Annotated in this window: 19 protein-coding genes; 15 read left to right on the forward strand and 4 right to left on the reverse strand. The window is 64.0% G+C overall.

The features are described 5' to 3' along the window. Positions 1-287: 287 nt before the first annotated feature. Positions 288-1,109 carry a pyruvate, water dikinase regulatory protein gene (locus tag KVT37_RS22160; RefSeq protein ID WP_217577007.1) on the reverse strand — a complete coding sequence of 274 codons (822 nt, stop codon included), beginning with the start codon at positions 1,107-1,109 and terminating at the stop codon, positions 288-290. A 402-nt stretch (positions 1,110-1,511) separates the two neighbouring features. Between KVT37_RS22160 and hemE the strand changes: the two genes are divergently transcribed. The 3 genes from hemE (at position 1,512) to rho (ending at position 4,567) form a co-directional block, all read left to right on the forward strand. Beyond that, positions 1,512-2,540, forward strand: coding sequence for a uroporphyrinogen decarboxylase (hemE, locus tag KVT37_RS22165; RefSeq protein WP_217577009.1), 1,029 nt, complete (start codon positions 1,512-1,514; stop codon positions 2,538-2,540). Continuing rightward, positions 2,537-3,073, forward strand: a complete 537-nt coding sequence (gene hemJ, locus KVT37_RS22170) for a protoporphyrinogen oxidase HemJ (RefSeq protein ID WP_217577011.1) — start codon at positions 2,537-2,539, stop codon at positions 3,071-3,073. Before hemE ends, hemJ begins: the two co-directional genes overlap by 4 nt. Positions 3,074-3,301: 228 nt before the next feature. Next, a complete protein-coding gene (gene rho, locus KVT37_RS22175; RefSeq protein WP_127230347.1) occupies positions 3,302-4,567 on the forward strand; it encodes a transcription termination factor Rho in 1,266 nt (421 codons plus the stop codon). A gap of 167 nt (positions 4,568-4,734) precedes the next feature. Here rho and KVT37_RS22180 read toward each other — a convergent pair whose 3' ends face one another. Continuing rightward, the gene (locus KVT37_RS22180; RefSeq protein WP_217577013.1) at positions 4,735-6,750 is read right to left on the reverse strand and encodes a thioredoxin domain-containing protein; all 2,016 of its coding nucleotides are present in this window, start codon (positions 6,748-6,750) and stop codon (positions 4,735-4,737) included. A gap of 121 nt (positions 6,751-6,871) precedes the next feature. Here KVT37_RS22180 and mnmE point away from each other — a divergent pair, with 121 nt between their 5' ends. The 7 genes from mnmE to KVT37_RS22215 all read left to right on the forward strand — a co-directional run bounded on the left by mnmE (position 6,872) and on the right by KVT37_RS22215 (position 14,843). Further along, the gene (gene mnmE, locus KVT37_RS22185) at positions 6,872-8,182 is read left to right on the forward strand and encodes a tRNA uridine-5-carboxymethylaminomethyl(34) synthesis GTPase MnmE (protein WP_217577015.1); all 1,311 of its coding nucleotides are present in this window, start codon (positions 6,872-6,874) and stop codon (positions 8,180-8,182) included. A 162-nt stretch (positions 8,183-8,344) separates the two neighbouring features. Further along, positions 8,345-10,219, forward strand: a complete 1,875-nt coding sequence (gene mnmG, locus KVT37_RS22190) for a tRNA uridine-5-carboxymethylaminomethyl(34) synthesis enzyme MnmG (protein WP_217577017.1) — start codon at positions 8,345-8,347, stop codon at positions 10,217-10,219. Continuing rightward, a complete protein-coding gene (gene rsmG / locus KVT37_RS22195; RefSeq protein ID WP_217577019.1) occupies positions 10,216-10,857 on the forward strand; it encodes a 16S rRNA (guanine(527)-N(7))-methyltransferase RsmG in 642 nt (213 codons plus the stop codon). Before mnmG ends, rsmG begins: the two co-directional genes overlap by 4 nt. 17 nt (positions 10,858-10,874) lie before the next feature. Then, positions 10,875-11,672 carry a ParA family protein gene (locus tag KVT37_RS22200; RefSeq protein ID WP_217577020.1) on the forward strand — a complete coding sequence of 266 codons (798 nt, stop codon included), beginning with the start codon at positions 10,875-10,877 and terminating at the stop codon, positions 11,670-11,672. A gap of 66 nt (positions 11,673-11,738) precedes the next feature. Further along, positions 11,739-12,632, forward strand: a complete 894-nt coding sequence (locus KVT37_RS22205; RefSeq protein ID WP_217577022.1) for a ParB/RepB/Spo0J family partition protein — start codon at positions 11,739-11,741, stop codon at positions 12,630-12,632. Positions 12,633-13,278: 646 nt separating this feature from the next. Then, on the forward strand, positions 13,279-13,905 hold the full coding sequence (locus KVT37_RS22210; RefSeq protein ID WP_217577024.1) for a DUF1326 domain-containing protein: 627 nt from the start codon (positions 13,279-13,281) through the stop codon (positions 13,903-13,905). A 134-nt stretch (positions 13,906-14,039) separates the two neighbouring features. Continuing rightward, positions 14,040-14,843 (forward strand): DUF2182 domain-containing protein, encoded by an 804-nt coding sequence (locus KVT37_RS22215; RefSeq protein ID WP_217577026.1) that lies wholly within the window; start codon positions 14,040-14,042, stop codon positions 14,841-14,843. A gap of 31 nt (positions 14,844-14,874) precedes the next feature. On the opposite strand, the gene holA is transcribed toward KVT37_RS22215, so the two are convergent. Then, positions 14,875-15,918, reverse strand: coding sequence for a DNA polymerase III subunit delta (gene holA, locus KVT37_RS22220; protein ID WP_217577028.1), 1,044 nt, complete (start codon positions 15,916-15,918; stop codon positions 14,875-14,877). 577 nt (positions 15,919-16,495) lie between these two features. Between holA and KVT37_RS22225 the strand changes: the two genes are divergently transcribed. The 4 genes from KVT37_RS22225 (at position 16,496) to lpdA (ending at position 21,674) form a co-directional block, all read left to right on the forward strand. Further along, positions 16,496-17,728, forward strand: a complete 1,233-nt coding sequence (locus KVT37_RS22225; protein ID WP_217577030.1) for a 3-methyl-2-oxobutanoate dehydrogenase (2-methylpropanoyl-transferring) subunit alpha — start codon at positions 16,496-16,498, stop codon at positions 17,726-17,728. A 2-nt stretch (positions 17,729-17,730) separates the two neighbouring features. Continuing rightward, positions 17,731-18,744, forward strand: a complete 1,014-nt coding sequence (locus tag KVT37_RS22230) for an alpha-ketoacid dehydrogenase subunit beta (protein ID WP_217577032.1) — start codon at positions 17,731-17,733, stop codon at positions 18,742-18,744. A gap of 1 nt (position 18,745) precedes the next feature. Next, on the forward strand, positions 18,746-20,041 hold the full coding sequence (locus tag KVT37_RS22235; protein WP_217577034.1) for a dihydrolipoamide acetyltransferase family protein: 1,296 nt from the start codon (positions 18,746-18,748) through the stop codon (positions 20,039-20,041). A 235-nt stretch (positions 20,042-20,276) separates the two neighbouring features. Continuing rightward, positions 20,277-21,674: a dihydrolipoyl dehydrogenase gene (gene lpdA / locus KVT37_RS22240; protein WP_217577035.1), complete on the forward strand. Its 1,398-nt coding sequence runs from the start codon at positions 20,277-20,279 to the stop codon at positions 21,672-21,674. 169 nt (positions 21,675-21,843) lie between these two features. Here the strand turns inward: lpdA and KVT37_RS22245 are convergent, their stop codons facing one another. Beyond that, positions 21,844-22,947 (reverse strand): saccharopine dehydrogenase family protein, encoded by a 1,104-nt coding sequence (locus KVT37_RS22245; protein WP_217577038.1) that lies wholly within the window; start codon positions 22,945-22,947, stop codon positions 21,844-21,846. A gap of 136 nt (positions 22,948-23,083) precedes the next feature. Here KVT37_RS22245 and KVT37_RS22250 point away from each other — a divergent pair, with 136 nt between their 5' ends. Beyond that, on the forward strand, positions 23,084-23,512 hold the full coding sequence (locus KVT37_RS22250; RefSeq protein ID WP_217577040.1) for an Lrp/AsnC family transcriptional regulator: 429 nt from the start codon (positions 23,084-23,086) through the stop codon (positions 23,510-23,512). Positions 23,513-23,688: the final 176 nt, after the last annotated feature.

A 23,688-nucleotide genomic window follows, 5' to 3' on the forward strand; every position in this document is an offset into this window, starting at 1 on the left:
ACGAACGTCGTCATCCTAGGGCGGAGCAGGAGCGAAGCTCCGTCGCGGAGACCCTAGGATCCATTCCGTTCCCTCAGTCGAAGAGCGCAGCGAAGCAGAATTCTGGACCGTCGCAATACTTCGGCGTCACGGCATGGATCCTAGGGTCTACGCTGCGTCGCTCCGCTCCTTGCTCCGCCCTAGGATGACGAAGCGATGGGCGTTTCGGCCAATCTTCAACGCATGCGATCCGTCGTGACTTTTCGATCTCCTCGGCGGCGGTAGCTCTTCATCCCGCTTGGTCTCCGTTAGCGCGTCTTGCCCCGCAGGGCAACGATCGCCGCCGCCGTTTCCTCGATCGAGCGGCGGCTGACGTCGATCATCGGCCAGCCATGCCGCGTGCAGAGCTGGCGCGCATAGGCAAGCTCCTCGTTGATCGCGGCGCGGTCGATATAGTCGGTCGGCACGAAGGCGGCGCTGTTGCCGAGGATACGGTTTTGCCGGACATGCGAGATGCGCTCGGCCGTGGCGATGAGGCCGACGACCAATGGCTTCTTGGCCTCGACCAGGCTTTCGGGCAGCGGCACGCCGAGCACGATCGGGATGTTGGCGGTCTTGTGGCCGCGGTTGGCGAGATAGATGCTGGTCGGCGTCTTCGAGGTGCGCGAGATGCCGATCAGCACGATGTCGGCATCGTCCATATTGGCCGGCAGTTGGCCGTCATCATGCTCCATGGTGAAGTTCAGCGCATCGATGCGGCGGAAATATTCGGCATCGAGCACATGCTGGGCGCCGACGCGGCGGCCGGCCGGCGTGCCGAGATAGGACTGGAAGACGGCAAGCACCGGCTCCAGCACCGAGACGCAAGGCAGGCCCATGGCGGCGCAGCGTTCGTCGATCGAGCGCGCGAGCTTCTGGTCGACCACCGTATAGAGGATGATGCCGGGCTCCTCCTCGATGTCCTCGAAGACCTTGGCGACCTGCTTTTCGGTGCGGATCAGCGGATAGATGTGCTCGATGGCGCGCGCGTCCTTGTATTGCGCGGACGCCGCGCGGCCGGCCGCCAGCAGCGTTTCGCCGGTGGCGTCGGAGATCAGGTGCAGGTGGAAGAAGCTCTGAGGTTTGTTCACAGGGGATGGGTCCAGGCTGTGGGCAATTGTGGACAAGGCTGGATGGGAAGGCCTTGGATCAAAAGCTGAGTGTATCAGATGGCCGGTTGTCCACAATTCGCCCCGCTGTAGGCTTTGTCGCGGCGCTGGGGACAAAACTGGGGATCAACTTTTCTCGGCCGGTTTCATCCACAGCGCGGCGTTCGGGACGGGAAAGCCAAGCTTTTGACTCCAAAGCCTGAATCCGCGTCGTCCCCAGATCCCTCCAAATTGCGAAAGTGAGTACGCGACAATATGCTGACTGGCCTTTTCGGCCCGCAGGCTGGACAGGTCGCAACCATCACAACCAACAGACTCTTAGAATCAGAAGACTCTTTTAAAATAGATATTTGATTTAAGAGAACTGGAGAGGGCAGGCGCTGGATGGCTGGGAAACGGATGATGCTGGACGTCCTCAAGGGCGAGACGGTTTCACCGCCGCCGCTCTGGATGATGCGTCAGGCGGGCCGCTATCTTCCCGAGTATAGAGAGACAAGGAAGCGGGCCGGCTCCTTCCTCGATCTCTGCTACGATCCGGACCTTGCCGTCGAGGTGACGCTGCAGCCGATCGAGCGCTTCGGCTTCGACGCCTCGATCCTGTTCTCCGACATCCTCGTCGTGCCCAATGCCCTGGGGCGTGAGGTTCGTTTCGAAGAGGGCCGCGGACCGATCCTGAAGCCGATCACGGCCGCCGAGATCGCGGCGCTGGACGGCGATATGTTTCACGTGAATCTCGAACCGGTCTACGAGACCGTGCGCCGGTTGCGCGCGAAACTGCCGGGTGAGACGACGCTGATCGGCTTCTGCGGCGCGCCCTGGACTGTGGCGACTTATATGATTGCTGGACACGGCACACCGGATCAGGGCCCGGCCCGGCTTTTCGCCTATCGCGAGCCCGAGGCCTTCGCGCAGCTCTTGAAGACGCTGGCCGATCATTCGGCCGCCTATCTCATCCGCCAGATCGAAGCCGGCGCCGACGTGGTGCAGATTTTCGATTCCTGGTCCGGCGTATTGGACGAACCGTCCTTCGAGGCTTTCTGCGTCGAGCCGGTGGCCGAGATCGTCCGGCGGGTGAAGGCCGTGCACCCTGACGTGCCGGTGATCGGTTTTCCAAAGGGCGCCGGCGAGCGCTATCGCGATTACCGGAGGAAGACCGGCATAACCGGTCTCGGGCTGGACTGGACAGTGCCCTTGTCGATGGCAAGGGAGCTGCAGCGCGACGGGGCGGTGCAAGGCAATCTCGATCCGCTGCGTCTGGTCGCCGGCGGCAAGGCGCTGGCTGATGGCGTCGATTCTATTCTGAAGACTTTGGGTGGCGGGCCTCTGATCTTCAATCTCGGCCACGGCATCACGCCGGAAACGCCGGTGGCGCATGTCGAGGCGATGGTGAGAATGGTGAGGAGCCACCGATGAGCGATGCAGGCAATGACAACAGCACCGGTCAGGCGATGAAACGCATGGCGATCGGCATTGTCGTTCTCGTGGTGGCGACCGCGCTGCTCTATTTCGTGGCGGGCGACGGTTTCTATTCCTGGGCCAAGGCGATCCACGTCGTCGCCGTCATCGCCTGGATGGCGGGCATGCTCTATCTGCCGCGGCTCTTCGTCTATCACGTCGACGCCGAGAAGGGGTCGGTGCAGTCGGAGACCTTCAAGGTGATGGAACGCCGGCTTCTGCGGGGGATCATCAATCCGGCGATGATCGTGACCTGGGTGTTCGGCCTCTGGCTGGCCTGGAAAGGCTTTGGCTTCCAGGGCGGCTGGCTGCACACCAAGATCGCCCTGGTGCTCGTCCTGTCGGGCTTGCATGGCTACCTCGCCGGCGCGGTGCGGAAATTTGCCGAGGACAAGAACGAAAAACCGGCAAGGCACTGGCGGATCGTCAACGAGATCCCCACATTGCTGATGATCGCCATCGTCATCCTGGTCATCGTGAAGCCGTTCTAGACGAGGAGCATGATCTCCTCCGAAAATCGCTTCGGGATCACGCTTTAGGCTTCCCTCCGATCCAGCAAGAAGGCCCAGCAAAAGGCGGCTTGCTCTTTCAGACGACCGACGATACAAGACGGGTCTTCCTTCCCGTCATGCGCCGCCCCTTTACTCGCTTTCGGCCGCGCCCGGCATTTGTCGTATCCAGCCGATTTTTCTCCCCAAAGCCTACCCAGAGTCTATCTAATGCAAGAAATGAAACTCGCAGAGTTCAAGAACAAGAAGCCGCCAGAGCTGATCGCTTATGCCGAATCGCTCGAGGTGGAGAATGCCAGCGTCATGCGCAAGCAGGAGCTGATGTTCGCAATCCTGAAGAAGCTCGCCGCCCAGGACATCGAAATCATCGGCGACGGCGTGGTCGAGGTGCTTCAGGACGGTTTCGGCTTCCTGCGCTCGGCCAACGCAAACTACCTGCCCGGCCCCGACGACATCTATATCTCGCCGTCGCAGATCAGGCGGTTTTCGCTCAAGACCGGCGATACGGTCGAAGGACCGATCCGCAGCCCGAAAGAGGGCGAGCGCTATTTTGCGCTGCTCAAGGTCAACACCATCAATTTCGACGATCCCGAAAAGATCCGTCACAAAATCCATTTCGACAATCTGACGCCGCTCTATCCGACCAAGCGGCTGAAGATGGAGGTCGACAATCCGACCTCGAAGGATATCTCGCCGCGCGTGATCGACCTGGTCGCGCCGATCGGCAAGGGCCAGCGCGCGCTGATCAACGCGCAGCCGCGCACCGGCAAGACGGTGCTGATGCAAAACATTGCTCATTCGATCACCGCCAACCATCCGGAATGCTATCTGATCGTGCTTCTGATCGACGAGCGTCCGGAGGAAGTGACCGACATGCAGCGCTCGGTGAAGGGCGAGGTGATCTCGTCCACCTTCGACGAGCCAGCTGCGCGTCACGTGCAGGTCGCTGAGATGGTGATCGAGAAGGCCAAGCGCCTGGTTGAGCATGGCCGCGACGTGGTCATTCTTCTCGATTCGATCACCCGTCTCGGCCGCGCCTACAACACCGTCGTGCCGTCATCCGGCAAGGTGCTGACCGGCGGTGTCGACGCCAACGCGCTGCAGCGCCCGAAGCGCTTCTTCGGCGCCGCCCGCAACATCGAGGAAGGCGGCTCGCTGACCATCATCGCAACCGCGCTGATCGACACCGGCAGCCGCATGGACGAAGTCATCTTCGAAGAGTTCAAGGGCACCGGCAACTGCGAAATCCAGCTCGACCGCAAGGTGGCCGACAAGCGCATCTATCCGGCGATGGACATCCTCAAGTCCGGCACCCGCAAGGAGGATCTGCTTGTGCCGCGCGCGGACCTGCAGAAGATCTTCGTGCTGCGCCGTATCCTGGCGCCGATGGGAACGACCGACGCGATCGAGTTCCTCATCGACAAGCTCAAGCAGACCAAGACCAACGCCGACTTCTTCGATTCGATGAATACGTGATTGGTGGAGTGCTTCCCCTTCTCCCCTTGTGGGAGAAGGTGTCGCCGAAGGCGACGGATGAGGGGTGCTCCAGGGAAAGCCGACGTTCCACTCCGCTGGAACACCCCTCATCCGTCTCGGCGCTATCGCGCCGATCCACCTTCTCCCACAGGGGGAGAAGGAAGGCGCTATCGCCGCAACAACTTCTCCAATTCTTCTGGCTCCGTGACCACCGGCAGGCATACCTGCCCGGTGCAAAACCAGGCGCCTGCCCTGTCCGTTGGCGGCAGCACGCCGCCCGGTAGGAGCGCTCGATTCGCCTCCGAACCAATCGGAACGACGATGTCGACCCGGCGCGGATCGGGATTCCGATTCGCAACCGGAACAAGACTTGGATTCTCTACTGAGTCGACCAGAACAAGTTTCAGCGGTTCGAGCGCCTGCGCGCAGGCGTTGACGATGCCGGCCTGGCCATAGGCCTGTTGCGCGGTGCGCCCCATGGCATGCTCGGCGGTCGCCCAGGCCTTTTCCCAGAGTTGGAGATCGCCGGTGAGCGATGACAGCCGCACCAGCGCCTCGACGATCTGGCTGGTGGCCGAGGGGATGGCCTCGTCGACATCGCCGCGGATGCGGATCGGCACGTCGCCGCTGTCCGAGGCCGTCAGCCAGTAGCCGGTCTTTTCGCTATCCAGGTGCCAGCGGTCGAGTTCGTCGATGAAATGTCTCGCCTGTGCCGAATAGGCCTGATCGCCGGTCGCTTCGAAGAGCGCGATCGCCGTGTTGGTCATGGCGGCATAGTCGCTGGACAGCGCCGGGAAAAGCTTCTTGGCGCCGAGCATGGAATGTGGCATCCGGCCGCCCTCACTGGCCCCGACAATATGAGCGAAGGCTTTTGCCGCGGCGTCGACCCAGTCACGCCTGCCAAGCGAACGGCCGGCCTCAGCGAGCGCCGTAATCATCAGCCCGTTCCAGTCGGTGAGCGCCTTGGCATCGCGGCCAGGCCTGATCCGGTGCTCGCGGGCGGCCAGGAGTTTTGCCTTCATAGGCGCGAGCTGCGTGTAGTCGGCGATGCCCTGAGCTTGCTGCGTTTCGTGCTGACGGATGATCGGCTTGCCTTCCCAGCCATGCGGCGCGGCGAGCTCGAAGTAGCGGAAGAAGGTCGAAGCATCGCCGCCGAACGCACTTTCGACCTCTTCGCGGCTCCACGTATAAAAGAGCCCCTCCTCGCCGTCGCTGTCGGCATCGAGGCTGGCGGCGAAGGCGCCACCATCGACCAACATTTCGCGCAGCAGCCAGGCGACGGTCTCTTCGATTCGTACCCGGAACAAGCCGTTGCCCGTAGCCGAGTAGGCCCAGTTGCACAGACGGACCAGCTGGGCGTTGTCGTAGAGCATCTTTTCGAAATGCGGCACCAGCCATTCGGCGTCGGTGGAATAGCGGCTGAGGCCGCCGCCGACATGATCGTAGATGCCGCCGGCGAGCATTTTTTCCAGGCTGGTGAGCACGGCGTCGCGATGGGCGGCCTGGCCGTCGCGCAGCCAGGACAGCCACAAGGTGTGCATGAAGGGCGCATTGGGGAATTTCGGCGCGCCGCGCAAACCGCCGAGATCGCGGTCGATCATGCCGTCGATGCGCCCGGCGAGATCGGCCAAGGTGTCGCGGTCGAGCACCGCCTTGCCCTTGGCGCCGGCAAGCCGCTGCTCGACATGTGCGGTCAGCCCGTCGGCGCTTTCGGCGAGGCTCTGCTGCTTTTCGCGCCAGGCCTTGTCGACCGCTTCAAGAACCTGGATGAAACCCGGCCGGCCGTAGCGCGCCTCGCGTGGGAAATAGGTGCCGCCCCAGAAAGGCTTGCCGTCGGGCGTCAGGAACATGGTCAACGGCCAGCCGCCCTGCTCGCCCATGGCATGGAGCGCGGCCATATAGATCTGGTCGATGTCGGGCCGCTCCTCGCGATCGACCTTGATATTCACGTAGAGCCGGTTCATGACGGCCGCCACGGCGTCGTTCTCAAAACTTTCATGCGCCATGACATGGCACCAGTGGCAGGCGGCATAACCGATGGAAAGCAGGATCGGCCGGCCCAGTTCCCTGGCTTCGGCAAGGGCGGCAGGCGACCAGCCCCGCCAATGCACGGGATTGTCGCTGTGCTGCTGCAGATAGGGGCTGGCCTCTTCGGCAAGCAGGTTACGCGCGGGCAAGGTCACGATGAGCGGCTCGGCATTTGATTGGCAAAGACTGGGGCACGATGCCGAGACGTGTGAGCGGTTTCGGCCGTGCTTTATCTTAATCTAGGCGGTTCGGCAGGTCCGGCAAATGGTTTCCCCAATGGCTTCGAAGGATTCGATCGTAGCGCTGTCGAGCGGCCGCCTGCCCGCCGGCATTGCCGTCATCCGCATTTCCGGCCCGACGACTCGATTCGTTGTCGAAACAATTGCCGGGCCGGTTAAGGATCGTTTAACCACGTTGCGCAGGCTCAAGGCGGTGGACGGCTCGGTCATCGATCACGGCGTTGTTCTGTTCTTTCCAGGTCCCGGCAGCTTCACCGGCGAGGATGTTGCCGAATTCCAGGTCCATGGCAGCCGTGCCGTCGCGGCCAAGGTGCTGCAGACGATCACCAGCTTCGAAGGCGTCAGGCATGCGGAGCCCGGCGAGTTCACGAGGCGCGCCTTTCTCAATGGCAGGCTGGATCTGGTCGAAACCGAGGCGCTTGCCGATCTGGTCAATGCCGAGACCGAGGCGCAGCGCCGTTTCGCGCTCAGCAATGCGGAAGGGGCGCAGAGCGAGCTTTATTCGAGCTGGCGGCGCCGGCTGATCCACGCCCGGGCGATGATCGAAGCGGAGATAGACTTCGCCGATGAGGACGACGTTCCGGGCTCCGTTTCGGAGGCGGTCTGGTCCGACGTGGCGGCGATGATCGGCGAGATCGAGCGGCATGTCGAAGGGTTCAAGGCGGCGGAGATCATCCGCGACGGTTTTGAGGTCGTCATCCTGGGCGCGCCGAACGCGGGCAAGTCCAGCCTGTTCAACGCCTTGGCCAGGCGCGAGGCGGCCATCGTCACCGACGAGCCTGGCACGACGCGCGACCTGCTCGAGGTCGCTATGGACCTGAACGGGCTGAAGGTGCGCATCGTCGACACCGCCGGCCTGCGCGACGCCGCGGGCAAGGTCGAATCGATCGGCATCGAGAGGGCGCGCGCCAAGGCGGGAGCGACGGATCTGGTGCTGCTCCTCGAGGATATGGCCGACCCGGTGGCCGTGAGCGATGTCCCAAATGAGGTTCCTCTGCTGAGGATCGGGACGAAGTCGGACATTGCTCGGGCCGGCGCGGGTGACGGCTACGATCTGGTGATCTCTACCAAGGTTGGTGCGGGGATCGAGCGCCTTCTCAAAGAGATTGGAGACCGCGCCGCTGCGGCGGTGAGGAATGCAGGTGACGTCCTGCCGTCGAGATTGCGTCACGTCGAGCTTCTTAGCGAGACGCGGGATTTTCTGAGGGCGGCGTTGTCGGGGCAGAGCCAGGAATTGCGCGCCGAGGAATTGCGGCTCGCGGCGGATCGTCTTGGCCGCATCATTGGCGCGGTCGACGTCGAGGACCTGCTCGACGTCATCTTCTCGCAGTTCTGCATTGGTAAGTGATTCACGTGAAACACGGGGCGACCCTCCGCACTGACTCACGTGAAACACTCTGTGGAATACGCCGATTTATGTTTCACGTGAAACGATACGGGTGTTCGTCCTTGACAGGGAGGTGGCGCGGGGACATGTGTCGGGCAATCTCTGAAAGCGGATTCTTGGATAATGACCAGTCACTATGATGTGGTGGTGGTGGGCGGCGGCCATGCCGGATGCGAGGCGGCAAGTGCTGCCGCGCGCGCCGGCGCCAGGACGGCGCTGGTGACGCTGCGTTTCGACACGATCGGCGTCATGTCCTGCAATCCTGCGATTGGCGGTCTCGGCAAGGGACATCTCGTGCGTGAGATCGACGCGATGGATGGGCTGATGGGACGCATCGCCGACGCCGCCGGCATCCAGTTCCGCCTGCTCAATCGCCGCAAGGGTCCGGCCGTGCGCGGTCCGCGCACGCAAGCCGACCGCAAGCTCTATCGGCTTGCCATGCAGGAAGCGATTCGGCAGCAGAACGATCTTGACGTTATCGAGGGCGAGGTTCTCGATTTCGAAATCGCAGATGGGCGCGTTGCAGCGGTGCTGGTTTCAGGTGACCGGCGGCTCGCTTGCGGCGCCGTCGTGCTGACCACCGGCACCTTCCTGCGCGGACTGATCCATATCGGCGAGAAGAAGATTGTCGCCGGCCGCATGAACGAGCAGGCGAGCATGGGCCTGTCGGCGACGATGGCGCGCGCAGGCTTCAAGCTCGGGCGGCTGAAGACCGGAACGCCCCCTCGCCTCGATGGCCGTACCATCGACTGGGCGTCGCTGGAAAGCCAGGCGGCGGACGAGGATCCAGTGCCGTTCTCGCTGATGACCGATAGGATCGCCAATCCGCAGATCCATTGCGGCATCACTCGCACCATGCCGGCGACGCATGAGCTGATCCGCGCCAATCTCGGCCGCTCGGCGATGTATTCCGGTTCGATCGAAGGCGTCGGCCCGCGCTACTGCCCGTCGATCGAGGACAAGATCGTCAAGTTCGGCGACCGTGAAGGCCACCAGATCTTCCTGGAGCCGGAAGGGCTCGTTGACGACACGGTCTACCCGAACGGCATCTCGACCTCGCTGCCCGAGGACGTGCAGCTCGCGATCCTGAAGACCATTCCCGGGCTGGAAAAGGCAACGATGCTGCAGCCGGGCTACGCGATCGAATACGACCATGTCGATCCGCGCGAATTGAAGACGACGCTGGAGACGAAGCGCGTCGATGGCCTGTTCCTTGCCGGACAGATCAACGGTACGACCGGCTACGAAGAGGCTGGCGCGCAAGGCCTGCTTGCCGGCATCAACGCCGCGCGCAAGGCGGCGGGCGACGACGATGTCGTGCTCAGCCGCACCGAAGCCTATATCGGCGTGATGGTCGATGATCTCACCAGCCGCGGCATCGCCGAGCCCTATCGCATGTTCACTTCGCGCGCCGAGTTCCGGCTTTCGCTGCGCGCCGACAATGCTGACGAGCGGCTGACGCCACTCGCCGAGAAGCTCGGCATTGTATCGCCGGAGCGGTTGCAGCGGTTCGGCGATATGGCACAGAAGCTCGACGTCGCCCGCGCGCTGGCCAAATCCGTCACCTGGACGCCGAATGAAGCGGCACGGCATGGGCTGGAGATCAACAAGGACGGCGTGCGCCGCTCGGCCTATGAGCTGCTGGCGCATCCGGGCGTAGACATGGCTTGGCTCAGCCGCGTCGAGCCACGCTTTGCCACGCTCGACAGCAAGACGGCGGAGCGTCTTGAAACGGAAGCGAAATATTCTGTCTACCTGGATCGACAGCAGGCCGACGTCGCGCAGATCAGGCATGAAGAAGCGCGGCTTATCCCGGAAGCCATCGATTTCTCGGATGTGCCCGGCCTCTCGAACGAGCTGAAGCAAAAGATGAAGCTGCGCCAGCCGCGTTCGATAGCCGACGCGCAGCGCATGGAAGGCATGACGCCGGCGGCGCTGGCGATCATCGTCGCGCATGTCCGCAATGCCGAGCTTGCCGCGCGAAGGTCTGTGGCGTGAGCGCGGATGCCTGGGCGGACCTGCAAAAAGCAGCAGGTCCGGTTTCACGTGAAACATTCGAGCGGCTGCAGGCCTTCGAACAGCTGTTCCTGAAATGGAATCGCAGCATCAATCTGGCGGCGCCGTCGACACTGGACGATGTCTGGCGCCGTCACATCTTGGACAGCGCCCAGCTCGCGCGAATCGCGCCCGCCGCCACACGCTGGGTCGACCTTGGTTCCGGCGGCGGCTTTCCCGGATTGGTGCTTGGTTTTCTGCTTAAAGAGCGTTCCGGCGCGTCGATCGATCTGGTCGAGAGCAACCGCAAGAAAGCTTCGTTCCTGCAATCCGTCATCGGTCAGTTCGCTTTGCCGGCGCGCGTCGTGGCGAAGCGCATCGGCGACAGCTATGCGCTTGTTTCGACACCGGAAATCGTTACGGCGAGGGCGCTTGCGGCGTTGCCGGATCTGCTCGATCTCGCGGCGCCGTGGCTGACCACAGGGGCGCGCGCGCTGTTCCACAAAGGCCGGGATTACCGCGCCGAGGTGGAAGAAAGCACTCACCGCTGGAGTTTCGATCTGGTAGAACATTCGAGTATGACCGACCCCCATGGCGTCATCCTCGAAATCACCGAATTGCGCCCGGCGACAAGCAAATGAATTACTGGCACAGGCCCATGAGCACAGCACCGCGTATCATCACAGTCGCCAACCAGAAAGGCGGCGTCGGCAAGACGACGACGGCCATCAATCTGGCCACGGCCTTGGCGGCCATCGGCGAGCGCGTGCTGATCGTTGACCTCGATCCGCAGGGCAATGCCAGCACCGGCCTCGGCATCGACCGCAAGGATCGCACCACGTCGTCCTACGACGTGCTGACCGGCGAGCTCGAGCTGGAAGCCGCAGCTGTGCCGACCGCTGTGCCTGGACTGTCGATCATCCCCTCCACGCTCGACCTGCTCGGCATCGAGATGGAGATCGCCTCGGCGCCAGACCGGGTGCTGAAGCTGCGCAACGCGCTGCGCGCCGCTACCGAGCGTTCGGCGCCGTTCGGCTATGTGCTGATCGACTGCCCGCCCTCGCTCAATCTTTTGACCTTGAATTCAATGGCGGCGGCCGATTCCGTTCTGGTTCCGCTGCAATGCGAGTTCTTCGCTCTGGAAGGTCTCAGCCAGTTGCTGGAGACGGTCGAGCAGGTGCGCCGCACGATCAATCCGGATCTCACCATCCAGGGCATCGTGCTCACCATGTATGACGGGCGCAACAACCTCGCCAACCAGGTGGTGCAGGATGTGCGCACGCATATGGGCGACAAGGTCTACGAGACGATCATCCCGCGCAATGTTCGTGTTTCCGAGGCGCCGTCCTACGGCAAGCCGGCGATCCTCTATGACCTGAAGTGCTCGGGCAGCCAGGCCTATCTGCAGCTCGCCTCCGAGGTGATCCGCCGCGAGCGCAAGCTGCGCGCCGCCTGAGCCACAAGCGCATCCGGCTGCTTGGTTAACTAGCCGATTCGATTCCGAAACGATCTGGACAAACTAATGAGCGAAGACCAATCAAGAAAAAGACTGGGCCGTGGCCTCGCGGCGCTGATCGGCGAAATCGACCGTCCGGCGGCGCCGGAAAAGCCGAGCGCGGTGGTGGCGGCCGACGGCAAGGTGCCGATCGAATTCGTCAGCCCGAACCCGAAGAATCCGCGCCGGCATTTCGGCGATGCCGAGCTCACCGACCTTGCCCAGTCGATCCGCGAGCATGGCGTGGTGCAGCCTGTGGTGGCGCGCCCCTCGCCTTCGCAGGCCGGCCGCTACGAGATCATCGCCGGCGAGCGGCGCTGGCGGGCGGCGCAGCGCGCGGGGCTCACCGAGATCCCGCTGATCGTGCGCGACGTCAACGACCGCACCGCGCTGGAACTGGCGATCATCGAGAATGTGCAGCGCGCCGACCTCAACCCGGTCGAAGAGGCGCAAGGCTATCAGCAACTCATCGACGAACACGGCTACACGCAGGCCGATCTCGGCCAGGTCATCGGCAAGAGCCGCAGCCATGTCGCCAACACGCTGCGGCTGTTGAAGCTGCCCAATGTCATCCACGACATGCTGGTCGACGGAGCCTTGTCGGCCGGCCACGCCCGCACGCTGGTGACGGCCGAGGATCCGGCCGGGCTCGCCAAGCGCATCGTCGAGGAAGGGCTTTCGGTGCGCCAGGCCGAAGCGCTGGCGCAGATGCCTGCCGGCCCGACACCGGCCAAGGCCAAGTCGGCGGCGAGCGCGCCGGACAAGGACCCCGATACGCTCGCGCTCGAGAAGCTGATGACCGACACAATCGGCATGATCGTGAGCATCGAGCACAAGAGCAAGGGCGGCACGCTCAAGGTCAATTATCGCTCGCTGGAACAGCTCGACGAGTTGTGCCGGCGGCTGAAGGACGAGCGGTAGGCTCCTGCCGTTTATCGGTATTTGCCGGGATTTGAGGTGCTGGTTTAAGGTTGGATACGACTGATATATCGGTGATAGACAAAGAGGGCTGGCGGTTACGCTGGCCTTTTTGTTGACGGCGGTGGCTGGCGAAGGCGGCGGTGACGGCCAATCTCCCCCCTTGTGGGGGGAGATGCCCGGCAGGGCAGAGGGGGGCGCGAAGGAACGCGACGTCTCCCAGGGCGAAACAAGGAACGAGCGCCGCGCGCAGACATTAAGCCATTGTAGTGGCTACAGAATTCTGCGCCGTTGCGCCTTCCGCCACAGGCCACGGCGGGGATCCCCGGGAGGTCGAGGCCAAAGCGTCGATAAGCCGGCGGGACAGCGCCCCCCTCTGTCCTACCGGACATCTCCCCCACGAGGGGGGAGATTGGCCAATCGCCTGTCGCTGCCCCAACCTCGCGCTTTCGATCGCAACGCCAAGCAGTGCCTGCTTGGCTTGACAGTGCCGGGCATCGGCGTAACCTGATTTAGAGACAACTAAACTATATGCCCTGGCGTGCCGAGCAGTCGCGATGTCGGGCTATATGCCGTTTCCACGATGTAAGCGGCGCCACCTCGCCAAAGCGATCCGAGCCGACCCGCCTGACAGAGCCCGGAGGTGAAAATGGCAACCAGTTGGCAATTGTCTGGAAGTTATTTCGAAAACTGCAATTGCGATGTCGTGTGTCCTTGCCTGGTGTCCACCAATGCGCAGCTGACATCGAAGCCGACGCAAGGCGTTTGCGATGTCGCCTTGGTCTTTCATATCGACAAGGGCAATTTCGGCGACGTCCGACTGGACGGGCTCAACGTCGCCATGGTCGCGCACACACCGGGTCCGATGGCGCAAGGCAATTGGACGGCCGCCGCCTATATCGACGAACGCGCCGATGAGAGGCAGACGGAGGCGCTGGGCGCCATCTTCACCGGCGCCGCGGGTGGTCCGATGGCTGCCTTCGCGCCGATGATCAGCACCAACCTCGGCGCGAAGAAGGTGCCGATCAAATACCAGATCGACGGCAAGAAGCGGTCGGCGGAGATTGCGGGCGTGATGCATATGGCGGTCGAGCCGCTGCCGACAATGCGCGAGGACGGTGAGATGTCGATGGCCACCGGCCATCCCGTCAATCCCGACTGGCTGGCTCTGGCGGTGGGGGTGGAGGGTAGTACCTTCCGCGACCACGGCATGAGTTGGGACAATTCCCGCCGCAACGGACATTACGCTCCGATCAGCTGGTCCGGCCAGCATTAGCGCTTGCCGCACCTAGAGCGTTTCACCGTTTCACGGAAACGGCGAACCGCTCTATCTCTTTGTTTTGACGCAATTCCGGACGGAAAACCGCTCACACTTTTCCTGGAATTGCTCTGGTCGGAACGGGCTCGCAGATGCTGACGCTGCAGCGAAACATCATTCTCGCGCTGCTGATCGCCGCCGCAGCGGTGGCGTGGGCCTTGCTCGTCCGGCAGCAGATCGGCATGGGCGCGGGCATGCGCATGGACATGTATTCACCCACCATGGGCATGACGGCCGCGCTGTTTCTTGCCGTCTGGCTGATCATGATGATTGCCATGATGTTTCCGGCGGCCGCACCCATGATCCTGACCTTTCATCAGGTCCAGAGCGGCAAACGGGGCCGCGGCCAGGCCTTTGTGTCGACCTGGGTGTTCGTGGCCGGCTACATGCTGGTCTGGGCGGCGACGGGCGTTCTCGCCTTTGCCGGCGCGGCGGGCGCGGAGATGCTTGCCGCGTATGCGGGATTGTCGGCAGCGACGGCCGCGCGCATCGGTGGCGCACTGTTGATGATTGCGGGCGCCTATCAGCTGTCCCCGCTGAAAGACCTGTGCCTGGCCAAATGCCGCACGCCGATCGGCTTCATCCTGACCTCATGGCGCGATGGGCGGTGGGGCGCGGTGCGGATGGGCCTGCAACATGGGCTGTTTTGCCTGGGCTGCTGCTGGCTCTTGTTTTTCGCCCTTTTTCCCCTCGGGATCATGAACATCGCCGCGATGGCGGTGGTCACGCTGCTGGTCTTTGCGGAGAAGACATTCCCGCATGGAGAGTGGATAGCGAAAGTGTCGGGTGTCGCCCTGCTTCTTTACGGCGCGGCGGTGCTGGTCTTTCCGCAGGCGCTGCCGACCTTCCAGCCGATGGACACGATGATGCCGATGGACGGGATGACAATGAATTGAGCATGGGAAGCGGGTTTCGACATCCGCCCTTCTACCTTTGCCCCAGCCTCGCGCTTTCGATCGCGATACCGAGCAGCGCCTGCCTGGCCAGCGCTTCCGACAGATCGGGCCGCTTGCGGGTTTGCAGCACCGCCGTCTGCAGTCGGCCGAGCGCGCGGCCGAGCGCCTCGACATTCCAGCGCTCGAGCGTCTTTTCCACCAGCTTGCGCCGCGAGAAAAAGACCGGCGGGCGGGCGCCGGCGACGACCGAGGCGGCGTTGCGGCCGCCGGTTTCCATCTGGCCGCGCATCACCTGGATCGCCTGCAATTGCCGCATCGCCGAGGACAGCACCAGGAACGGGTGGCCGCCGGACTGGCAATGGCGGTTGAAGGCGATGTCGAAGTCGCCGACCTTGCCATCCAGCACGGCGTCGACCGCTGCGTCGAAGGAAGCGCCGGAGACATCGCCTGACAGCGCGTTGACGTCGTCGACATCGATTTCCTTCCGGCCATGGGCGTAGAGCATCAGCTTCTCGATCTCGCCGCGCGAGGCGAGCCGGTCGCCGCCGAGATTGCGGCGCAGCGCCTGGCGCGCGTCCAAGGTCATCGACATGCCGGCCTTGCGCAATTCGTCGTCGATCACCGTGTCGAGGTCGCGCGCCTCGTCGGCATAGCAAGGCAAGGCGATGGCGTTGCCGGCGGCCTCGACGATGGCCCTGAGGCCAGTGCCTTTCTTCAGGTCACCGGCTTCGATGAGGATGATGGCGTCGCGGGCTGGCTCGGTGGTCAGCGCCTTGATGTCGTCGGCCAGCGCCTTCTGGCCGCTGGCGTTGCGCACCCACAGCAGCCGCCGGTCGGAAAACATCGGCACGGTGCGCGCCTCGTCGAGCAGCCGGCCCGCGTCGCGGTCGACTGCGGCGCCATCCAGCTTGACCACCGAGAACGGATCGTCGAGCGGCAGGCCGGTTTTGGTGGCGAAGGCTTTCGCCCGCTCGGCGACGAGGCCGCGATCGGGACCGTAAAGCAGGACGATTCCCATGGCCGGGTCCGGCCGCGCCAGCCACGAATCGACCTCGTATCCTTTCTTCTGTGCCATGCAGGGTGAGTTAGCATGAGGCGGGGTGACGGAACCAGCGTTTCGAATGGGTCAGGTTCGCGTGGCGGATGTTCCGCGAGCATTTCGGTTGACACCAGGCGATCGCCTGAGCCTTGGCGGCCAATTTTCGAAAAGTCGGCGCTGCCCCTCATCGCCCTGCCGGGCACTTCTCCCCGTATAGTGACGGGGAGAAGGGGCTGGCCGCAACGACGCGCCTTTCCTGCGACGCCGGTGATTGGCGAAACCGGCGATGAAAGCGCCCCTCTCCCCGTCACTATACGGGGAGAGGATGCCGGCAGGCAGGTGAGGGGCAGCGCCAGCGTTGAAGGTTTGTTCTGAAGCGAACCAGCCGGACGTTGTCAGCTCTTGCGCCTAAAGCCCTGCCCGCATTCGCCAAATTGCGCCGCGTCGGAAAACATCGACAAGAAATTTCGCCGTCATATCTGCATCTTGTCGCCAGCGCGCCGTATCGGCCTTGATCAGCCGAGAAGCCGAGGGACGGCGCGCCATCTCGGCCGATGAATTAGCGGCGCGGATGTGCAAATATCGCACCGGCAACATTGGAGGACGTGAGCTCATGGCCGATGCTGGAATGTTGCGCTTTCATGTGCCCGAGCCCGAGGTGCGGCCCGGCGGCACGCCCGACTTCTCCAACGTGACCATTCCCAAGGCCGGCTCGGTGCCGCGTCCCGAGATCGACGTCGATCCGCGCACCATCCGCGACATGGCCTTTTCCATCATCCGGGTGCTGAATCGCGCCGGCGAGGCCGTCGGGCCATGGGCCGGGCTGCTCACCGATGACGAACTGCTGGAAGGCCTGCGCAACATGATGACGTTGCGCACCTTCGACGCGCGCATGCAGATGGCGCAGCGCCAGGGCAAGACCTCGTTCTACATGCAGCATCTCGGCGAGGAGGCGGTAAGCTCGGCCTTCCGCAAGGCGCTCAAGCCGGGCGACATGAATTTCCCGACCTATCGGCAAGCCGGCCTGTTGATCGCCGACGGCTATCCGATGGTCACGATGATGAACCAGATCTATTCCAACGAAGCCGACCCGCTGAAGGGACGCCAACTGCCGATCATGTATTCGTCGAAGGAGCACGGCTTCTTCTCGATCTCCGGCAATCTGGCGACGCAATATATCCAGGCGGTCGGCTGGGCGATGGCCTCGGCGATCTCCAACGATTCGCGCATCGCAGCCGCCTGGATCGGCGACGGTTCTACCGCTGAGTCCGATTTCCATTCGGCGCTGGTGTTTGCCTCGACCTACAAGGCGCCGGTCATCCTCAATGTCGTCAACAACCAGTGGGCGATCTCGACCTTTCAAGGGATCGCGCGCGGCGGCTCCGGCACCTTTGCCGCTCGCGGCCTCGGTTTCGGCATCCCCGCGCTGCGCGTCGACGGCAATGACTATCTCGCCGTCCATGCGGTGGCGAAATGGGCGGCGGAGCGGGCGCGCGCCAATCTCGGGCCAACGCTGATCGAATACGTCACCTACCGGGCCGGCGCGCATTCGAGCTCGGACGATCCATCCGCCTACCGGCCGAAGGCCGAATCCGATGCCTGGCCGCTCGGCGACCCGATCATCCGATTGAAGAACCATCTCATCCACAAGAAAGCCTGGTCGGAGGATCGCCACACCCAGGCTGAAGCCGAGATCCTCGAAACGGTAATCGCGGCGCAGAAGGAGGCCGAAGGCCACGGGACGCTGCATGCCGGCGGCAAGCCCTCGACGCGTGACATGTTCGAGGGCGTCTATGCCGAGATGCCAGCGCATCTCAGGCGCCAACGCCAGCAGGCGGGGGTCTGATCATGCCAAGACGGACGATGATCGAGGCGATCCGCGACGCCATGGACGTATCGATGGGGCGCGACGAGCGTGTGGTCGTGTTCGGCGAGGATGTCGGCTTTTTCGGCGGCGTCTTCCGCTGCACGCAAGGCCTGCAGGCCAAATATGGCAAGAGCCGCTGCTTCGATGCGCCGATCAGCGAATCCGGCATCGTCGGCGCGGCTATCGGCATGGCCGCCTATGGGCTGAAACCCTGCGTCGAGGTGCAGTTCGCCGATTATGTTTATCCGGCTTACGACCAGATCGTCTCTGAAGCGGCGCGGCTGCGTTACCGCTCGAACGGCGATTTCACCTGCCCGATCGTCGTGCGCATGCCGACCGGCGGCGGCATCTTCGGCGGCCAGACGCACAGCCAGAGCCCGGAAGCCCTGTTCACCCATGTCTCCGGCCTTAAGACGGTGGTGCCGTCCAATCCCCATGACGCCAAGGGGCTGCTGATCGCGGCGATCGAGGATCCGGACCCGGTGATCTTCCTCGAGCCGAAGCGGCTCTATAACGGCCCGTTCGACGGCCATCACGACCGTCCGGTGACGCCATGGTCGAAGCATGAGCTCGGCGAGGTCGCCGACGGTCATTACTCGATCCCGCTCGGCAAGGCGGCGATCCGCAGGCCGGGATCGGCGGTTACGGTGCTTGCCTATGGCACGATGGTCTATGTCGCGCAGGCCGCTGCCGAGGAGACCGGCATCGACGCCGAGATCATCGATCTCCGTACGCTTTTGCCGCTCGACCTCGACGCGATCGTCACCTCGGTGAAGAAGACCGGGCGCTGCGTCGTCGTGCATGAGGCGACGCTCACCTCCGGCTTCGGCGCCGAGCTGGTCTCGCTGGTGCAGGAAAACTGCTTCTACCATCTGGAGGCGCCGGTCGCGCGCGTCGCCGGCTGGGACACGCCCTATCCGCATGCGCAGGAATGGGACTATTTCCCCGGCCCGGCGCGGGTCGGGCGCGCGCTCATTGAAACCATGGAGGCCTGACATGGGCGAGCACGTCATCAAGCTGCCCGATGTCGGCGAAGGCGTCGCCGAGGCCGAGCTCGTCGAGTGGCATGTCAAGGTCGGCGACCTCGTGCGCGAGGACACGGTGCTGGCCGCCGTCATGACCGACAAGGCGACCGTCGAGATCCCCTCGCCGGTCGATGGCGAGATTCTGTGGCTCGGCGCCGAGATCGGCGACACGGTGGCGATCGGCTCGCCGATCGTGCGGCTGAAAGTAGCCGGCGAAGGCAATGTCAAGGCCGCCGCCGAGGCAGCGCCCGAGGTGAAAGCGCCGGCTGAACCGGTCGAGGCAAAACCGGCGCTGGCCGCTGCGAAAGCGGCGCCAAAGCCGGCCGAGGCGCCGAAAGCAACAGCCGCGCCGAAGGCGACGCGCCCTGGCTCCGTTTCCGGCGCGCCGCGCGCGGAAGGCGAAAAGCCGTTGGCGTCACCCGCCGTTCGGCTGCGTGCGAAAGAGGCCGGCATCGATCTGCGCCAGGTCGCCGGCAGCGGCCCGGCCGGGCGTATCAGCCATGAGGACATCGATGCGTTCGTCGCGCGCGGCCCGCAAACCGCCCGCGCCACCGGGCTTGCCCGGAAGGACGGCGTCGAGGACATCAAGGTCGTGGGGCTGCGGCGCAAGATCGCCGAAAAAATGTCGCTGGCCAAATCGCGCATCCCGCACATCACCTATGTCGAGGAGATCGACGTCACTTCATTGGAGGAATTGCGCGCGACGCTGAACAAGGAAAAGCGGTCAGATCGTCCGAAGCTGACGCTGCTGCCCTTCCTGATGCGGGCGATGGTCAAGGCTATCGCCGAGCAGCCGAATCTCAACGCCTTGTTCGACGATGATTCCGGCATCATCCACCAACATGAGGGCATCCATATCGGCATCGCCGCGCAGACGCCCAACGGGCTGGTGGTGCCGGTGGTCAAGCATGCCGAAGCGCGCGACCTGTGGGATAGCGCCGCGGAGGTCAACCGGCTGGCCGACGCGGCGAAGACCGGCACGGCCACGCGCGAGGAGCTGTCCGGCTCGACCATCACCATCACCTCGCTCGGCGCCATGGGCGGCGTGGCGACGACGCCGGTGATCAACTATCCGGAGGTGGCGATCGTCGGCGTCAACAAGATGATGGTGCGGCCGGTCTGGGACGGCACGCAGTTCATCCCGCGCAAGATGATGAACCTGTCGTCCAGCTTCGACCACCGCGTCATCGACGGCTGGGATGCCGCCGTGTTCGTGCAGCGCATCAAGGCGCTGCTCGAAACGCCGGCGCTGATTTTCGTGGATTGAGGGGGATGGCGGCGGTTTTGAACACTGCGGCGCCGGAATGTGGGCTCCCCCTTCTCCCCTTGTGGGAGAAGGTGTCGCCGAAGGCGACGGATGAGGGGTGCTCCAGGGAACGCCAGCATCTCACTCCGCTGGAACACCCCTCATCCGTCTCGGCGCTGTCGCGCCGATCCACCTTCTCCCACAAGGGGAGAAGGAAGAGACGCGCCGCGGCCTTCGCCAAAGGGAAGCAGTCGACATGAAAGAAATCTCCTGCAAGCTTCTCGTCATCGGCGCCGGTCCGGGGGGCTATGTCTGCGCCATCCGCGCCGGTCAGCTCGGCGTCGATACGGTGATCGTCGAGACGGGCAAGCCGGGCGGCACCTGCCTCAATGTCGGCTGCATTCCGTCCAAGGCGCTCATCCACGCCGCCGAAGAGTTCGAGAAGATCGCGCACATGGCCGGCGGCAAGAGCCCCCTCGGCATCAAAGTCGCCGCGCCGACGCTTGATCTCGCGAAGACGGTCGGCTGGAAGGATGGTATCGTTAGCCGGCTGAACAGCGGCGTGGCTGGATTGCTGAAGAAGGCCAAGGTCAAGACCGTGCAGGGCTGGGCGACGTTCCGGGACGGCAAGACCGTCGAGGTCGAGACTGAGACCGGGACGCAGGTGATCCGCGCCGAAACGGTGGTGATCGCCACCGGCTCGGCGCCGGTCGAACTGCCGTTCCTGCCGTTCGGCGGTCCGGTGATCTCGTCCACCGAGGCGCTGGCGCTTGGCGAAGTGCCGAAGAAGCTCGCGGTCGTCGGCGGCGGCTATATCGGGCTCGAGCTCGGCATGGCTTTCGCCAAGATGGGTTCGAAGGTCACCGTGGTCGAAGCGCTGCCGCGCGTGCTGGCGCAATACGACGCCGAGCTGACAAGGCCGGTGCTCAAGCGGCTCGGCGAGCTCGGCGTCGAAGTGATAACCGGCGCGAAGGCTAAGGGGCTGTCGACTAAGGGCGACGCGCTGCTGGTCGAGACGGCCGACGGAAAGAACGCCAAGGTCGCCGCCGACAAGATCCTGGTCACGGTCGGCCGCAAGCCGCTCACCGAGGGCTGGGGGCTGGAGCAGATCGACCTCGACAGGACGGGAAAATTCATCCGCATCGACGACCAGTGCCGCACCTCGATGCGTGGCATCCATGCCATCGGCGACGTCACCGGCGAGCCGATGCTGGCGCATCGCGCCATGGCACAAGGCGAAATGGTCGCCGAGATCGTCGCCGGCCACAAAAGAAGCTGGGACAAGCGCGCCATTCCCGCGATCTGCTTCACCGATCCGGAGTTGGTCACCGCCGGCCTCACACCGGAGGAGGCGAAGGCGCTCGCCGGCGAGATCAAGATCGGACAGTTCCCCTTCGCCGCCAACGGCCGCGCCATGACCAAACAGGGCGAGGACGGTTTTGTGCGGGTCGTGGCTCGCGCGGACAATCATCTGGTGCTGGGCATCCAGGCGGTCGGGCAGGGCGTGTCGGAACTGGCGGCGGCCTTCGGCCTGGCGCTGGAAATGGGCGCGCGGCTGGAGGATATCGCAGGCACCATCCATGCGCATCCGACGCAGGGCGAGGGATTCCAGGAAGCGGCGCTGAAGGCGCTGGGGCACGCGCTGCATATTTAGGGAAGCTCCCCCTTCTCCCCTTGTGGGAGAAGGTGTCGCCGCAGGCGACGGATGAGGGGTGCTCCAGGGAAAGCCAGCGCCTCACTCCGCTGGATCACCCCTCATCCGTCTCGGCGCTACGCGCCGATCCACCTTCCCCCACAAGGGGGGAAGGGAAGGGCGGCGCCGCTCAGCTCGCCAGCCGGCTCACCATCTCGTGCTGGGCGTAGGCGCGGCCGAAGCGGTTGGCGAGGAAGGCGTCGAGGGCGATGTCCTCCTGGCGCACGAAACCCTTCGACGGCAGGCTGCCGTCAGCCAGCATGTCGAGCACGGCGCAGATGCCGGAGGCGGTGGTGATCTGGATGGCGCTGCGCACCAGATTGCCGACGCGCTTGGAATAGATCTTGTTGGCGTAGGTTTCCTGCAGCAGGCGGCCGTTCTTGCGGCCCGACACGGTGACGAAGACGATGACCACGTCCTGCAGCGTCGCCGGCAGGGCGCTCTCAAAGATGTCCTTCAGCACGTCGCGGCGGTGGCGCAGGCCGAGATCGTTGAGCAGCGCCTTCATGATCGCGGCGTGGCCGGGATAGCGGATGGTGCGGTAGTTCAGCGTGCGCACCTTGCCCTTCAGCGTTTCGGCCAGCGTGCCCAGGCCGCCGGAGGTGTTGAAGGCCTCATAGGTGACGCCGTCGAGCGAGAACTCCTCGCGCTCCTCCAGCGGCGGCACCTCGATCAGCTCGCCCTCGACGATGGCCTCGCAGGGCTCGCAATATTCGTTGATGACGCCGTCGGTGCTCCAGGTGAGGTTGTAGTTCAGCGCGTTGGACGGATATTGCGGCAGCGCGCCGACGCGCATGCGCACGCTTTCCAGCGTGTCGAAGCGGCTGGCGAGGTCGTTGGCGACGATCGAGATGAAGCCCGGCGCCAGGCCGCATTGCGGGATGAAGGCGCTCTTGGCGTCGCGCGCCAGCTCCTTCACGCGGCGGGTCGAGACGACGTCCTCGGTGAGGTCGAGATAATGCACACCGGTGGCGGCGGCCGCCTCGGCGATGCGGGTGGTGAGGTGGAAGGGAGCGGCGCTCAGCACGGCGAACTTGCCGTCGAGCACTTTCTCGAGCTCGCCCGCGGCGGCGATGTCGAGCTCCTGGGTATCGACGCCAGCCGGTAATTCGGCGGCGGCAAGCTGGGCGGCCGAACGATCGACGAGGGTGACGTGGTAGTCGCCTGTGCTGCTCAGCATTTCCGCAATGGTCGAGCCGATCTTGCCGGCGCCGACGACAACGATGTTCTTCATGATCAATACCTGCCAATTTCCAATTTGGACTAATTCGATTTGGCGGGAATCTTCGCAGCTTGCCTGTCGAAAGGAAGCGTGGAATCTGGCAATATGAAGCTGAACTTTAAGCAATCTGCCGAGATGGATCGTCGAAATGATTACTGAAGCCGAACAAGCCTTGCTTACCCTGCTGCGCGCCGACGCACGCGCCTCGACCGCCGAGCTCGCCAGACAGCTCGGCGTGTCGCGCACGACGGTGCAGAGCCGCATCGAGCGGCTGGAGCAGCGCGGCATCATCGCCGGCTATGGGGTGAGGCTGTCGCCCGACTATGAGCAGGGGCTGGTCAAGGCGCATGTGCTGCTCACCGTCACGCCGAAACTCGCCGACAAGGTGGTGCGGAGTCTCGCGGCCATGCCGCCTGTGCGGACGGTGCATTCAGTGAGCGGCAATTTCGACATGATCGTCATCGTCGACGCGCCGTCGATCCGCGATCTCGATGCGCTGCTCGACCGGATCGGCGCGATGGACGGCGTGGAGCGGACGTCGTCGTCGATTATTTTGTCGACGCGGGTGGATCGGTGATTAGCTAATCTCCCCCCTTGCGGGGGAGATGGCCGGCAGGCCAGAGGGGGGTGTGAAGGAACGCTACCTTGGCCAGGTCGTCACGCTGCCTCGACTTGTAGCCAGTTGGAGACGCCGGCGGGACAGCACCCCCCTCTGCCTTGCCAGGCATCTCCCCCGCAAGGGGGGAGATTGGC

Origin of the sequence: Mesorhizobium sp. GbtcB19 (genome assembly GCF_019091085.1) — a bacterium.
GTDB lineage: Bacteria > Pseudomonadota > Alphaproteobacteria > Rhizobiales > Rhizobiaceae > Mesorhizobium.

Bases quoted from the DNA above. Each gene is read 5' to 3' on its own strand.
- hemE (WP_217577009.1), top strand. From the start codon at position 1,512: ATGGCTGGGAAACGGATGATGCTGGACGTCCTCAAGGGCGAGACGGTT.
- hemJ (WP_217577011.1), top strand. From the start codon at position 2,537: ATGAGCGATGCAGGCAATGACAACAGCACCGGTCAGGCGATGAAACGC.
- rho (WP_127230347.1), top strand. From the start codon at position 3,302: ATGCAAGAAATGAAACTCGCAGAGTTCAAGAACAAGAAGCCGCCAGAG.
- mnmE (WP_217577015.1), top strand. From the start codon at position 6,872: ATGGCTTCGAAGGATTCGATCGTAGCGCTGTCGAGCGGCCGCCTGCCC.
- mnmG (WP_217577017.1), top strand. From the start codon at position 8,345: ATGACCAGTCACTATGATGTGGTGGTGGTGGGCGGCGGCCATGCCGGA.
- KVT37_RS22200 (WP_217577020.1), top strand. From the start codon at position 10,875: ATGAGCACAGCACCGCGTATCATCACAGTCGCCAACCAGAAAGGCGGC.
- KVT37_RS22205 (WP_217577022.1), top strand. From the start codon at position 11,739: ATGAGCGAAGACCAATCAAGAAAAAGACTGGGCCGTGGCCTCGCGGCG.
- KVT37_RS22210 (WP_217577024.1), top strand. From the start codon at position 13,279: ATGGCAACCAGTTGGCAATTGTCTGGAAGTTATTTCGAAAACTGCAAT.
- KVT37_RS22215 (WP_217577026.1), top strand. From the start codon at position 14,040: ATGCTGACGCTGCAGCGAAACATCATTCTCGCGCTGCTGATCGCCGCC.
- holA (WP_217577028.1), bottom strand. From the start codon at position 15,918: ATGGCACAGAAGAAAGGATACGAGGTCGATTCGTGGCTGGCGCGGCCG.
- KVT37_RS22225 (WP_217577030.1), top strand. From the start codon at position 16,496: ATGGCCGATGCTGGAATGTTGCGCTTTCATGTGCCCGAGCCCGAGGTG.
- KVT37_RS22230 (WP_217577032.1), top strand. From the start codon at position 17,731: ATGCCAAGACGGACGATGATCGAGGCGATCCGCGACGCCATGGACGTA.
- KVT37_RS22235 (WP_217577034.1), top strand. From the start codon at position 18,746: ATGGGCGAGCACGTCATCAAGCTGCCCGATGTCGGCGAAGGCGTCGCC.
- lpdA (WP_217577035.1), top strand. From the start codon at position 20,277: ATGAAAGAAATCTCCTGCAAGCTTCTCGTCATCGGCGCCGGTCCGGGG.
- KVT37_RS22245 (WP_217577038.1), bottom strand. From the start codon at position 22,947: ATGAAGAACATCGTTGTCGTCGGCGCCGGCAAGATCGGCTCGACCATT.
- KVT37_RS22250 (WP_217577040.1), top strand. From the start codon at position 23,084: ATGATTACTGAAGCCGAACAAGCCTTGCTTACCCTGCTGCGCGCCGAC.